Origin of the sequence: Bradyrhizobium sp. CIR18, from assembly GCF_014198295.1 — a bacterium.
In the GTDB taxonomy this organism is placed as follows: Bacteria; Pseudomonadota; Alphaproteobacteria; order Rhizobiales; family Xanthobacteraceae; genus Bradyrhizobium.
In genome coordinates this window covers 84521-97053 of sequence record NZ_JACIHF010000017.1, presented here as the reverse complement: position 1 = coordinate 97053, position 12533 = coordinate 84521, and the positions used below count along the sequence as shown (strand labels likewise).

At 64.4% G+C, this 12533-nt stretch carries 12 protein-coding genes; 6 read left to right on the top strand and 6 right to left on the bottom strand.

What is annotated here, in order from left to right:
• Positions 1–8 precede the first annotated feature (8 nt).
• Entirely contained in the window at positions 9–794 is a 786-nt protein-coding gene (locus GGD65_RS34370) for an enoyl-CoA hydratase/isomerase family protein (protein ID WP_183238130.1), read from the top strand.
• Between the two features lie 207 nt (positions 795–1001).
• Here the strand turns inward: GGD65_RS34370 and GGD65_RS34365 are convergent, their stop codons facing one another.
• On the bottom strand, positions 1002–1646 hold the full coding sequence (locus GGD65_RS34365) for a glutathione S-transferase family protein (protein ID WP_183238129.1): 645 nt from the start codon (positions 1644–1646) through the stop codon (positions 1002–1004).
• A gap of 87 nt (positions 1647–1733) precedes the next feature.
• On the opposite strand from GGD65_RS34365, the gene GGD65_RS34360 reads away from it, so the two are divergent.
• Both GGD65_RS34360 and GGD65_RS34355 read left to right on the top strand, forming a co-directional pair.
• Positions 1734–2714, top strand: coding sequence for a YafY family protein (locus GGD65_RS34360; RefSeq protein ID WP_183238128.1), 981 nt, complete (start codon positions 1734–1736; stop codon positions 2712–2714).
• A 138-nt stretch (positions 2715–2852) separates the two neighbouring features.
• Entirely contained in the window at positions 2853–3101 is a 249-nt protein-coding gene (locus GGD65_RS34355; protein ID WP_026202545.1) for a hypothetical protein, read from the top strand.
• Positions 3102–3157: 56 nt separating this feature from the next.
• On the opposite strand, the gene GGD65_RS34350 is transcribed toward GGD65_RS34355, so the two are convergent.
• From GGD65_RS34350 to GGD65_RS34340, 3 genes are all read right to left on the bottom strand, one after another.
• Positions 3158–4105, bottom strand: a complete 948-nt coding sequence (locus tag GGD65_RS34350) for a fatty acid desaturase (protein WP_183238127.1) — start codon at positions 4103–4105, stop codon at positions 3158–3160.
• Positions 4106–4121: 16 nt separating this feature from the next.
• Complete coding sequence (locus tag GGD65_RS34345) at positions 4122–5132, bottom strand: alpha/beta fold hydrolase (protein WP_183238126.1); 1011 nt, start codon at positions 5130–5132, stop codon at positions 4122–4124.
• Between the two features lie 156 nt (positions 5133–5288).
• Entirely contained in the window at positions 5289–6092 is an 804-nt protein-coding gene (locus tag GGD65_RS34340; RefSeq protein ID WP_183238125.1) for an MBL fold metallo-hydrolase, read from the bottom strand.
• 173 nt (positions 6093–6265) lie between these two features.
• On the opposite strand from GGD65_RS34340, the gene GGD65_RS34335 reads away from it, so the two are divergent.
• Both GGD65_RS34335 and GGD65_RS34330 read left to right on the top strand, forming a co-directional pair.
• Positions 6266–7468 (top strand): MFS transporter, encoded by a 1203-nt coding sequence (locus GGD65_RS34335; RefSeq protein WP_183238124.1) that lies wholly within the window; start codon positions 6266–6268, stop codon positions 7466–7468.
• A 426-nt stretch (positions 7469–7894) separates the two neighbouring features.
• Positions 7895–8614, top strand: a complete 720-nt coding sequence (locus tag GGD65_RS34330) for an AraC family transcriptional regulator (protein ID WP_246783508.1) — start codon at positions 7895–7897, stop codon at positions 8612–8614.
• 37 nt (positions 8615–8651) lie between these two features.
• Here the strand turns inward: GGD65_RS34330 and GGD65_RS34325 are convergent, their stop codons facing one another.
• On the bottom strand, positions 8652–10262 hold the full coding sequence (locus GGD65_RS34325) for an acyl-CoA synthetase (protein WP_183238122.1): 1611 nt from the start codon (positions 10260–10262) through the stop codon (positions 8652–8654).
• Between the two features lie 116 nt (positions 10263–10378).
• Positions 10379–11146, bottom strand: a complete 768-nt coding sequence (locus GGD65_RS34320) for a FadR/GntR family transcriptional regulator (RefSeq protein WP_049815037.1) — start codon at positions 11144–11146, stop codon at positions 10379–10381.
• A gap of 165 nt (positions 11147–11311) precedes the next feature.
• Here GGD65_RS34320 and GGD65_RS34315 point away from each other — a divergent pair, with 165 nt between their 5' ends.
• Positions 11312–12517 carry an ABC transporter substrate-binding protein gene (locus GGD65_RS34315; RefSeq protein ID WP_183238121.1) on the top strand — a complete coding sequence of 402 codons (1206 nt, stop codon included), beginning with the start codon at positions 11312–11314 and terminating at the stop codon, positions 12515–12517.
• The last annotated feature ends 16 nt before the right edge of the window (positions 12518–12533 follow it).

The window sequence follows — 12533 nt, the reverse complement described above, 5'->3', positions numbered from 1 at the left end:
GAGACAAGATGTCGGACATCACCGACGCAGCCACCGGCCCCGTGCTCGAAGGCGACGGCGCCCGCGCCACCATCCGCCTCAATCGGCCGAAGCATCTCAACCGGCTCCAGGCCGAAGACCTCGACGAGCTCGTCAGACTGTTCGATCTGGTCGAAGCCGATCCAGCCATCCGTGTGCTGGTGCTGACCGGCACCGGACGCGCCTTCTCGGCAGGCTATGACCTCAATTCGGTCGCCGAGCGCGCCGTCAGCGCCAACGAGCAGCAGAGCGCGGGCTCTGCATTTGAGGTGGTCGTCAACCGGCTGGAGGATCTGGGCGTGCCGACGATCTGCCGGCTCAACGGCGGCGTCTATGGCGGCTCGACCGACCTCGCGCTCGCCTGCGATTTCCGCATCGGCGTCGACACCGCCGAGATGTTCATGCCGGCAGCGCGGCTCGGGCTGCATTATTACAGGAGTGGCATCAAACGCTACGTCACCCGGCTTGGCGTCGACAACGCGAAGAAGCTGTTCCTGACGGCGCAGAAGATCAGCGCGCCGGAGATGCTGCGCATCGGCTATCTCACCGCGATGGTACCGGTGGAATTCCTCGACGAGGAGGTCGACAAGCTCGCCGGAATCCTCGCCGGCAACGCGCCGGAGGCGATGCGCGGCATGAAGCGCGCGATCAACGAATTCGCCCGCGGTGAGCTCGATGACCGCGCCGCCGACCAGCGCCACCGCGACAGCATGCGCGGCGACGAGATCAAGGAAGGCATCAAGGCGTTCGCGGAGAAGCGAGCGCCGAGGTTTTGAGGGGATTGGTCAGGGAGTACGAGCGCGCGGCAAGCGCAACTGTCGTCCCGGACAAGCGAAGCGCAGATCCGGGAGCCATAACCACAGGGAGTGGTTATGGAGCAAAGCTGATCACTCCGGGTCTTCGCAAAATATCTCCCTGTGGTTATGGGTCCCGGGTTCGCGCTACGCGCGCCCCGGGACGACAGTGGAGATTGAGGCGCCTGCTCAGCCTCCAACCGCCTTCGCATGCAGCGCCGCCATCTCGTCGTCCGCCGCATTGATGCGCTGGAACGCAGGCCGCGCGGTCATGCGCTCGGCATAGCGGACGAAGACGTCCTTCTTCGGCACGATGCCGAACATCATGGTCCAGCTGAACGCCACGCCCCACAACACGTCGGCAGCCGTCATCCGCTCGCCGAGCAGATAAGGTCCCTTCGACAGTTGCGCTTCGAGCGCACCTAACATGGTGTCGTAGTCGGCATAGGGCGACTGCGTGATCGGCGCCGGCTCGCGCTGCAGGAACTTGTCGATCAGCGCCGGCTCGAAGGATGAGCCGTAATAGGCGATCCAGCGCAGATAAGGACCACGCAGCGGATCGTTCAGCGCGGGCGTCAAACCGGCCTGCGGGAAGAGATCGGCGAGATGGATGGTGATCGCGACCTGCTCGGTCACCAGGGCATCGCCGTGGCGGATCGCCGGGACCTTGCCGAGCGGATTGATGGCGAGATAGGCGGGTTGACGCTGCTCGCCGGCCTTCATGTTGAGCACGTGCAGATCGTAGGGGGCACCCAGCTCCTCCAGCAGCACCCGCGTGCCGGTGGCGCGGCTTTGCGGCGAGTAATACAGCGTGATGCGGTTCGGATCGGTCATGGCAGGTCTCCATCGGGCCAGCGGGCGGTGGCGCAGCTTGTAGCGGGCCATACCTGACATCCTGTGTCAGGTATGGTTTAAGCAATCATGCGCGCGAGCCGAATGTTGTCGATCCTCACCACCCTCCAGGCCAGGGGGCAAGTCACCGCGCCCGAGCTCGCGGAGGCCTGCGAGGTCTCGGTCCGCACGATCTATCGCGACATCGACGCGCTCGCGGCATCAGGCGTTCCCGTTTACGCCGACCGTGGCGCGGAGGGCGGCTATCGGCTGCTCGACGGCTATCGCGTGCGGCTGAACGGCCTGTCGCAGAGCGAGGCCGAGACGCTGTTCCTGGCGGGCTTGCCGGGCCCGGCGGCGGCGCTGGGGCTGGATGCGGCAATGATCGCCGCGCAGAACAAGCTGATGGCGGCGCTGCCCGTCCATCTGCGCCGGGACGCCAGCCGGATGCAGGAACGCTTTCATCTGGACGCGCCGGGCTGGTTCGGCGAGGCCGAAGAGCCGAAGCATCTGCGCACGATTGCCGGCGCCGTGCTGCGCGGGACACTGATCAAGATCCGCTACCAGAGCTGGCGCGCGGAAAAGCAGCGTCGCCTCGCGCCGCTAGGTCTCGTGCTGAAGGGCGGGAGCTGGTATTTCGCCGGCCAGGTCGACGCCAGCGTGCGCACCTATCGCGTCGCGCGCGTGCTCGACTGCACAGCGCTCGACGACGGCTTCGATCGGCCGGCCGATTTCGATCTCGCCGCCTATTGGCAGGCCGCGACGCTGCGTCTCGAGGCCGAGATGCATCCCAATGTCGCGATCGTCCGGTTGTCGCCGTTCGGCGTCAAGCTGCTCGATGCGCTGAGCCAGCCCTACATCAAGGCGCGTACGGAGATTGAAGAGACCAGCGATGCAGACGGCTGGCGCATTGCGCGCGTGCCTGTCGGCAAGACGTCCTGGCACGCCGCGGCCGAATTGTTGCGGCTCGGCCCCGAGGCCGAGGTGCTGGAGCCCGCCGACCTCCGCGACAAGATGGCGGAGTTGACGCAGGCGATGGCCGCGCGCTATCGCGCGGCGCGGAAAACATAATGCCGGCATATTTCGCCGCAGCCCACGAAACACTCCTGAAACACGATTCTCCTCCTCACGGGTGAACGCATTCGCGTCTCGGCCCGACCGAGATGCAGGGACACAACAACGGCCTTAGCGCCACACTGGAGAATGAAGATGTTTCGTAAGCTTGCTCTCGGTCTGATCGCCGCCGGTTCGCTCGGCGTTGCCGCTCTCGCGCCCACCGCCGCCTCGGCTGGCGGTTTCCACCATCACCATTGGGGTCATGGCTGGGGTCCGGGCTGGGGCTTCGGCGGCGTCTACGTCAACACCGGCGTCAGCAACTGCTACCAGGAGCGCCTCGTTCAGACCCGTCACGGCATGCGCGTCCGCATCGTGAATGTCTGTGCGTACGGGATCTACTGATACCCCGCCTTCCAAACAAAGCTCCGGTCGCGCCGCGGCCGGAGTTTTGCGTTGAGTTAGCCGGCCTGCCGCTGCCGGCGAAACCAGGCCCAGGTTTCGCGCGTCGTCTGGATGTAGCCGCGGCCGCGATAAACGATCTCACCGTCGACGATCTCGTTCAGCTTCGGTAGCGCGTGAAACGGTATCGAGGGATAGGCGTGGTGCTCGACATGGTAGGGCATGTTCCACGCGAACCATTTGACCACCGTGGCGGTATAGGTGGTGCGGGTGTTCTGAAAAGCGCTGCGGGTCCGCTCGCAGCCGGTATGCTCGGCATAGAGATAGGGCCGCAGGAAGAACTGCCCGATGACGAGCGGGACGAGCCAGACCCAGAGCAGCAGCGCTGACGAGAACCACAGCGAGAGCGCGAGCAGCAGGACGTAGACCGCGACATAGGCACGCGCCTCTCTCACGATGACGGCGCGTTTGTTTTCGGGGATCCAGGGCACGGTGACCTTTCCGGTGACCGCATGGCCAAGCATCAGCCGGAGACGACCGGCGACCTGGAGCAGGCCGCTATAGGCGAGTGCGAGCTGCGTGTCGGATGTCGGTTTCACGCCGACGATCAGCTCGGGATCCTTGTTCGGATCCTGGGTGTAGCGGTGATGGTCCCAGTGAAACAGGCAGTAATATTCGTAAGGCAATCCGATGAGGAAGGCCGAGAGATAACCGACGACGAGGTTGAGGCTGCGGCTTTTGAACGCGGTCTTGTGCGCGGTCTCGTGCACGGCCATGAACAGGAAGGCGACGACATAGCCCTGCACCGCCATCAGCGGCAGCGCCCAGAGCACGCCCCACGTCGACGAGACCTTCCAGATCAGCGCGCCCACCAGCATGATCACGCCGTAATGGCCAAGGCTCTGCGCCGCGCCTCTGAGATTGGAGCGGGCCGACAATTCGCGCAGCAGGGCCGGCGTCAGCGGTTTCAGGCGGTGGCCGGACTCTGAAACGGTCGCGTCGGTCATGATCAAAATGCCTGCCTTACTTGCCGAGAAGCGCCGCGACCTCGGCCTTGAGAAAAGCCTGGTCGCGCGGATTGCCAACGGGATTGCCGGCGCGATGGCCATGCAGCGACGGGATCGGATGCAGCACGGCCGATTTCGCGTTGACCAGCCGGCCGAGCTCATCCTCGTTGTCGCGGACGTCGAAATAGCGGTCGGTCGCGCCCGGCATCAGCAGCATGTGCGCCTTGATCGCCGCCAGTGCGCGATTGAGATCGCCGCCGAATGCCTCACAGCGGCTGATGTCGCCCCGCTGCCAGATGCCGACCTGCGCCAAGAGATCATTGGCGTCGCGCCGGGCGAACGTCGCGTCCCAGACGCGGACGAGATAATCTTCCAGCGAGGTGAAGCCGGCCTCGCGCCAGAGCTCGTCGCGATAGAAGCCGTGCGACATCGCCCAGCCGGCATAGACCCGCCCCATGGCGCGATAGCCGGCGACGGGTTTCTCGGCGAAGCGGCCGTCGCGGAAGGCGGGATCGGCGGTCAGCGCGGCTTTCACGCTCTCCAGGAAGACATGGTTATAGGGCGCGCAGCGGGCACTGCCGCAGACCACGGCTGCACGCTCGACCATATCAGGGTGCAGCGCCGCCCAGTGATAGGCCTGCATGCCGCCCATCGACCACCCATAGACGAGGGCCAGCTTTGAAATGCCGAAGCGCTCGGCAAGCAGCCGATGCTGGACCGCAATCGCATCGTGATAGGTCACCGCGGGGAACGGCGCTGCGCTATTCGACGGCGAGGACGACAGGCCGTTGCCCAGGAGGTTCGGGATGATGATGAAGTAGCGCGTGGGATCGAGCACGCCGTCGGGCCCGATCAGCCACTCGGTGTCAAAATGCTGCGCGCTGAACGAGGTCGGATAGAGGATGACGTTGTCCTTTGCAGCGCTCAGCGTGCCATAGGTCTTGTAGGCAAGCTTCAGCGAAGGAAAAACGGTCCCGGACTGGAGGACAACGTCGCCAGCCTCGAAGATCTCGTAGTGCGCCGTCATGAACCGAACTCCGTTTACGCGGCCGCACAGCGCCGCAGCTTCCACGATGCATCGATCATGCCGGGCTCGCAGCTGCGTCATGGCAGCAGATTTAATAACTGTACTTATAGTACAGTTATTCGAGGCCGGCAAGATAAATCAGATCCGCTCGCCGGCTCAGCTGATGGCCGCGATGTAGCGCTCCACCGACGCCGCAAAGGCGGCCTTGGCGCCGCCAGCGATGTTGCGGCCCCACCAGGCGCCATAGATGCGATCGAAGGCAAGCGGCTCGACAGCGGCCGCAATCCGCCGCACCGCGGCGGCGTTGAGCGGCATGTAGTTGGGGTAGGAATACATGAAGCTGACGAAGCGGCGGTCCATCGTCACCTGGGCGATGTCGCCGGCGAGCAGCGCGCCCCTGCCCTCGGCACCGCGTTGCCAATGCAGCATGGTGGCGCCGGCGAAATGACCGCCGGTGCGTAGCAGCAGCACATCGTCTGAGATGCGGTGGCTCTCGCCGGTCCAGTGCACGATCGAGGGATGCGGCCGCGTGACGAAAGCGCGATCGTCGGCATGCAGATAGACCGGCACGCCGCCAAAGGTATCGCTCCAGTCGGCGACCGCGCCGTAGTAATGCGGATGCGAGATCGCGATCGCCTTCAGTCCGCCGAGCGCTGCGACGTATTCGATGGCCTCATCGGTTGCGAGCGGAATGCAATCCCACATCACGCAGCCGTCGCCCTGAGGCACCAGCAGCGCGCGCTGTCCGATGGCGAAGCTCGGCTCCAGGGCGATCCCGGTGAGGCCAAGATCGTCGCGTCCCACCAGTCGGTGCCCCCGCGCGAGCTCCTCGCGCGTGAGAAAGGTCTGCCCTTTCCAGTTCACGAACTGCCGCTCGTCCTCGCAGATCACGCAGGAGGCGGGCGGATTTCCGCCGTTCGGGAATTGCGCACCGCAGGTTTCGCAGGTCCAGAGAGGCATGACCAGAGCTCCGTGGGAAGATCGCAGGATGACATTGCGACCGCGCTTTCGGCAAGATCGATGAGCGCAAGGACAGACTGGAACCAACGCGGCGAGCGCCCGTTACGTTCAGGTCCACGCCGGAAGGCTTGGTCAAGAGGATCGCGACACACGAAGAGCATGTTTGGGTATCGATGACATCGCGGCCTCCCTCCTCGTCCCGTATCTGGCCTCTGTTCGCGCTCAACTTCTTCATGGCCGACATGCAGTCGGGCATTGGGCCGTTCGTCGGGGTCTTCCTCCAGGAGCGCGGCTGGGCGACCGGGCTGATCGGCACCGCGATGACGATCGGCAATGTCGCGGGCATGCTGGTCACGACGCCGATCGGCGGCTTCATCGATTCCAGCCGCAACAAACGCCTGTGGGTCGTCATTCCCGGCATCTGCGTCGTTCTCGCCTCCGCGATCATCCTGATCTCGCAGAACTTCTGGGCGGTGACGTTCTCGCAAGTGGCGCAATCGCTGGCGAGCGCCGCCATCGTACCGGCGGTAACAGGCATCACGCTCGGCATCGCCAAGCAGAAGGGATTCAACGCGCTGAACGGCCGCAACCAGGCGTTCAACCACGCCGGCAACATGGTCGGCGCGGCATTGTCTGGCTATCTCGGCTACAGGTTCGGCTATGTCGCTGTGTTCGTGCTGGCGGCCGTGTTCGGCGCCATCGCGATCGCCTGTGTGATGATGATCCCCGCCAAGGCGATCGACGACCGTGCCGCACGCGGCAGCAAGGAAGACGACTCCAAGGCTCCGCCGGATGCGATGACGATGCTGCTCAAGCACAAGCCGCTGCTCGTGTTGGCACTTGCGCTCGCCCTTTTCCATCTCGGCAATGCCGCCATCGTTCCGCTCTACGGACTTGCGGCGGTGGCCGAGGGACAGGCCAACGGCCCGAGCTTCGTCGCGACCACCGTGGTGATCGCGCAAGGCGTCATGATCGTGACCTCGCTGATCGCGATGAAGGCCGCGAGCAAGCGCAACTACTGGCCCGTGATCCTGGTGTCCTTCATGTTCCTGCCGATCCGCGGCGTGCTGGCCTTCTTCGTCACGGGATGGTGGGGCGTCGTACCGATGCAGGTGCTCGACGGTATCGGCACCGGCCTGCAGACGGTTGCCGTCCCCGGCATGGTCGCGCGCGCGCTGAACGGCAGCGGCCGCATCAATCTCGGCCAGGGCGCCGTGATTACGGTGCAGGGCATCGGCGCCAGCCTCAGTCCGGCGCTCGGCGGCTGGATCGCGCAATGGATCGGCTACGGGCCGACCTTCCTGCTGCTCGGCGGCTTCGGCCTCGCCTCAATGGTGCTGTGGCTGGCGTTCGGGGCGGCAGTGAAGAAGTACTGAAGCTCACCGCCACCCGAACGCCACGGCGCAAAGTGCTTTTGCACTCCACGCACACGGGGACTGCGGCACCTGGTCGCGGTCTCTGCGCGCCATTGCGAGTGGCTTATCACGCAATCGGCCGCTTTTGCCGTTGCGGGCCACCGGCCTGACGATACAACCTGCCGTAAACCGCCAACAAACCTGCCCTTCCGATCGATGATCCAGCCACAACTCTCATTCGATGGCGACCCGAATGGCCCGGCCTATGAAAGATGGCGCGAGCAGTTTTGCCGTCAGGTGGCTAACGTCGATTTCGTGCCGGTCGGCGACGGGCGTGTCCACCGGACCATAGCGCCGGCAATTCTTCCTCGTGTCAGGCTCTCGGCCTCTTTCGGCACGCCAATGTCTTTCGTGTCATTGGGCACGAACGACGAATTGATCATTACGATGTCGCCCAATTCGGCGCTGTCCGGGGCCATGGGAAGGCGCCCGCTGGAGATCGCCGCGGGCGACGTCACCATCGGCGACCCCTCGATCAAGGGCGCATGCATCACCCAGATCGAGCACGGCAATTTCCAGACCGCACTGCTGCCCCGCAAGGCGCTGCTGCGCGCGTGCCCGAATGCCGAGGATTTGATTGCACGCTCGATCCCCGGCGCCAATCCGATCACATCGATGTTCCTGCGCTATTATGATCTCGCGCATGAGTATGCCGACAAGCTCGGCCCCGCCGAGCTGGACGCGGTCTCGCAGCACCTGTTCGATCTTTCGGTGCTGATGATCGGAGCGCGCGGCGATGTCGCCGAGCAGGCTCGCATGCGCGGCCTGGCGGCAGCGCGTCTCGAAACCCTCAAGTCCGACATCCTGGCGCAGCTCGACAGCCCTGCACTGTCTCTCACCCTGCTTTCAGCCGCGCACCGGGTCAGCCCGCGCACGATCCAGCTGCTGTTCGAGCAGGCCGGCATCACCTATAGCGGCTTCGTGTTGGAGCAGCGTTTGCTGCGCGCCGAACGCCTGCTGCGAAATCCCGCCATGCGCATGCGCAAGATCATCGAGATCGCGCATCTCGCCGGTTTCCACGACGTATCCTACTTCCATCGCGCATTCCGCCGCCGCTTCGGGCAGACGCCCGACGACGTCAGGAAGCTGGCCGGCGGCGCCGGCTAGCGAACTCGATCACGACGCAGCCAGTAGCCGCCCGGCCTTACGCGCCAAAATTCTTCTGGATCGCCTTGTCGAGCGTCTCGCCGCCGACGAAGCGCTGGCGCAGCTCGCGCTTGAGCAGCTTGCCGCTCGGATTCTTCGGCAAGGCATCCACGAAGATGACGCGCTTGGGCACCTTGAAATGCGCCATCTGGCCGGCGCAGTGCTTGATGACGGCGTCCTCGTCCAGCTTTTCGCCGCTCTTGACCACGACGATGGCGGTGACCGCCTCGATCCAGCGCGGATCGGGCAGGCCGACGACGGCGACCTCGGAAACCGCCGGGATACGATACACCATCTCCTCGACCTCGCGGCTGGCGACGTTCTCGCCGCCGGTCTTGATCATATCCTTGACCCGGTCGACCACGGTGATGTGGCCCTCTTCGTCGACGGTGGCGAGATCGCCGGAGTGAAACCAGCCGCCGGCAAACGCTGCCGCAGTCTTCACGGGATCGTTGTAATAGCCGGACAACAGATGCGGCGAACGGTGCACGATCTCGCCGACCTCGCCGACCTCAACGTCTTCCATCGACGTATTGACGACGCGCGTCTCGACATTGAGCACCGGCTTGCCCGCCGAGCCTGCCTTGCGCAGCTGGTCCTCCGGCCGCAGCACGGTCGCGAGCGGCGCGATCTCGGTCTGGCCGTAGAAGTTCCAGAATTTTACGGCGGGCAGGCGGCGCTGAAGCTCGAGCAAAACTTCCACCGGCATGATCGAGGCGCCGTAATAGCCCTTCTGCAGGGACGACAGGTCCGACTTGTCGAAATTCGGCGAGCGCAGCATCGCGATCCAGATCGTCGGCGGCGCGAAGAACGAGGTGATCTTGTGGGCCTGGATCAGGGCCAGGATGTTGTCGGCCGTCGGCTTGCCCGTGATGACGCCGGAGGCACCGAGATAGACTTGTGGCCCGAGGAACACGTCCAACTGGGCGCAGTGATACAGCGGCAGCGCGTGCAGGAACTTGTCGTCCACGCTCATGCCGCCGTCGATGATACAGCTGACATACTGCCACATCACGGCTTCGTGGGTCAGCATCGCACCCTTGGGCAGCGATTCGGTACCTGAGGTGTAGACGATCTGCGCGAGATCGCGGCTATCGACCGAGGCATCCAGGAACGAGCCTTCGGAATGAAGCAGATCGTCGAAGGTGGTGAGGCCCGCCGGCGCCGACGCGGGATCCTCGCCCGGCAGCCAGATCATTTTTTCGACCGCACAGTCTTTCGCGCTGGCGGCCTTCGCCGGCTCGACGAAATCGGGACCGGTCGCGAGCAACTTTGCGCCGGAGCTTTTCAGGATGAAATTGATCTCGTCCGGATTGAGCATGAAGTTGATCGGCACCAGAACCGCGCCAATCCGCGCCACTGCGAAGCGCAGCGCGGCGAAGGCGTGCGAATTGCGCGACAGCACCGCGAGGCGGTCGCCCTTCTTCACGCCGAGCCCGAGCAGACCGCGGCCGAGCCGGTTGCAGATCGCGTCCATCTCGGCAAAGGTCCAGCTCACATCCCCGCAACTCACTGCGAGCTTGTTCGGTTCGCGCCCTGCCGAGCGGCGCAGGAGATCGCCGATGGAATGTTCGCGGGCCTTCGCGATGGTGGCTGCGGTCTCGGTCATGTGTCCCTCCGGGTGATGTCTTTGTTTGTTGGATTTCTTGTTTGAGATCTTGCGCCTTCTCTTTTGCGCATGATCTTGCCGGAAAACCGCTTCACACTTTTCCGGATCATGCGGCGCTATCTTCGCCGGGCCGCCTGCGCGTGCTCCATGTACATGTGCTCGACCGAGCGATCGAGCGAAGCAATCTTCTCGAAGCCGCGGCGCCAGTCCTGCAAATGCCGGCGCGTCCAAAGCACGCCGGCCTCGCGGTCGCGGTCGCGGATCGCGTCGATGAGATGGCGGTGCGCCGCGACGAGACGCGGACCGCCTTCGGCGACACCGGTCACGATCATCTCGGTGGTTGGATAGAACAATTGCGCCGCGGGCTCGCGCGCGAGCTGGAGCACGCGGTTCTGCGAGGCTTTTGCGACCAGCACGTGGAATTCGGCATCACATTCGGCCAGCATCGCGGGATCGCCGACCACGGCCTCGCTGCGCAGCAGATTGGCGTCGAGCTCGGCGAGGTTCTCGTCCGTCGCGCGCTCCACGGCGCCCTCGATGCTGGCGACCTCCAGCGTCATCGAGGCCTCATAGAGCTCGCGGAAGGTGACCTCATGCAGCACCAGCGCGCGGCTGAGACGGCTTGCGAGCTTGCTGTAGCGCGGCAGGCAAGCGTGCAGGCGGCGCGAGGAATCGCGCCGGATCAGCCCGCCCTCCTCCAGCACACGAATGCCTTCGCGAATGGTCGAGCGATTGACGCCGAACTGGCGGACCAGGTCGTGCTCGGTGCCAATGGGATCGCCGGGCTTGATGCGGCCATTGACGATCTCGCGTTCGATGGCGTCGGCGACCTTCTGATAGGCCGGCGCGACATCGATCGGTCGAAACAGCGGCGCGATGGGCAAACCGGCCTCCAATGGCGATTGTCCGACAAACTATAAGCACTGACGTCAGGTGCGTCAAACTACATCATTCATAACATCCGCGGAGGAAATTGACTCCGCCGGAACCCGGCTCTAGCTTTGTCGGACAAATGGACAGAATAGTCCCGCTCAACAGGAAACGTATCCATGAGACCCATCGCAGCACTCGTGTCTGCGGCCAGCTTGCTGTCGGCTGCCCTGATCACCCCTGCCTCGGCCCAGCAGGCGCCGCTCAAGATCGGCGTGCTCTCCGACTTCTCCTCCGTCTATTCCGACATCGGCGGCATGGGGAATGTCGAGGCCACCAAAATGGCGATCGAGGATTTCGGCGGTCAGATGTTCGGCAAGCCGATCGACATGGTCTCGGCCGACGTGCTCAACAAGCCCGACGTCGCCTCCACCATCGCCCGCAAATGGTGGGAGACCGAAGGCGTCGACATGATCATCGACCTGCCGACGTCGGCGACCGCGCTCGCGGTGATGGAGCTGTCGAAGCAGTATGAGAAGATCATGATCGTGACGGATGCGGCCAGCTCCGACATCACGGGAAAATCCTGCTCGCCCTACACCGCGCACTGGACCTACGACACCTATGCCAACGCGCACACCGTCGGCAGCGCCATCGTCAAGAACGGCGGCGACACCTGGTTCTTCCTCACCGCCGACTACGTGTTCGGCCATTCGGTCGAGCGCGATACCGGCGATGTCGTGAAGGCCGCGGGCGGCAAGGTGCCGGGTAGCGTCAAGCATCCGCTCAATACCGCCGATTTCTCCTCGTTCCTGCTCCAGGCCCAGGCTTCCAAGGCCAAGATCATCGGCCTCGCCAACGGCGGCGGCGACACCATCAACGCGATCAAGCAGGCCGGCGAGTTCGGCATCGTCGCCGGCGGCCAGAACCTGGCCGCGATCGTGATGTTCATCTCCGACGTGCACAGCCTGGGCTTGAAGCTCGCGCAAGGCCTGATCATCACCGAGGCCTATTACTGGGATCTCAACGACAAGACCCGTGCCTTCGGCAAGCGCTTCCTCGAGCGCGTCAAGCGCATGCCGACGATGAACCAGGCGGCGACCTACAGCGCGACGCTGCATTACCTCAAGGCGGTGCAGGCCGCCGGCATCAGGGACACCAAGACGGTGATGGCGAAGATGCGCGAGCTACCGGTGAAGGACGCCTTCACCGACAACGGCGTGCTGCGCGAGGACGGCCGCATGGTGCACAGCATGTATCTATTCCAGGTGAAGAAGCCGGAGGAATCCAAGGGGCCGTGGGATTACTACAAGCTGCTCGCCGAGGTGCCCGCCGATCAGGCGTTTCGGCCCCTGAAGGATGGCGGTTGCCCGCTGGTGAAGTGAAGCGGCCTGGATCGCG

Excerpts from the sequence above, each read along its gene's own strand:
- GGD65_RS34370 (WP_183238130.1), top strand. The coding sequence starts at position 9 with ATGTCGGACATCACCGACGCAGCCACCGGCCCCGTGCTCGAAGGCGAC.
- GGD65_RS34365 (WP_183238129.1), bottom strand. The coding sequence starts at position 1,646 with ATGACCGATCCGAACCGCATCACGCTGTATTACTCGCCGCAAAGCCGC.
- GGD65_RS34360 (WP_183238128.1), top strand. The coding sequence starts at position 1,734 with ATGCGCGCGAGCCGAATGTTGTCGATCCTCACCACCCTCCAGGCCAGG.
- GGD65_RS34355 (WP_026202545.1), top strand. The coding sequence starts at position 2,853 with ATGTTTCGTAAGCTTGCTCTCGGTCTGATCGCCGCCGGTTCGCTCGGC.
- GGD65_RS34350 (WP_183238127.1), bottom strand. The coding sequence starts at position 4,105 with ATGACCGACGCGACCGTTTCAGAGTCCGGCCACCGCCTGAAACCGCTG.
- GGD65_RS34345 (WP_183238126.1), bottom strand. The coding sequence starts at position 5,132 with ATGACGGCGCACTACGAGATCTTCGAGGCTGGCGACGTTGTCCTCCAG.
- GGD65_RS34340 (WP_183238125.1), bottom strand. The coding sequence starts at position 6,092 with ATGCCTCTCTGGACCTGCGAAACCTGCGGTGCGCAATTCCCGAACGGC.
- GGD65_RS34335 (WP_183238124.1), top strand. The coding sequence starts at position 6,266 with ATGACATCGCGGCCTCCCTCCTCGTCCCGTATCTGGCCTCTGTTCGCG.
- GGD65_RS34330 (WP_246783508.1), top strand. The coding sequence starts at position 7,895 with ATGTCGCCCAATTCGGCGCTGTCCGGGGCCATGGGAAGGCGCCCGCTG.
- GGD65_RS34325 (WP_183238122.1), bottom strand. The coding sequence starts at position 10,262 with ATGACCGAGACCGCAGCCACCATCGCGAAGGCCCGCGAACATTCCATC.
- GGD65_RS34315 (WP_183238121.1), top strand. The coding sequence starts at position 11,312 with ATGAGACCCATCGCAGCACTCGTGTCTGCGGCCAGCTTGCTGTCGGCT.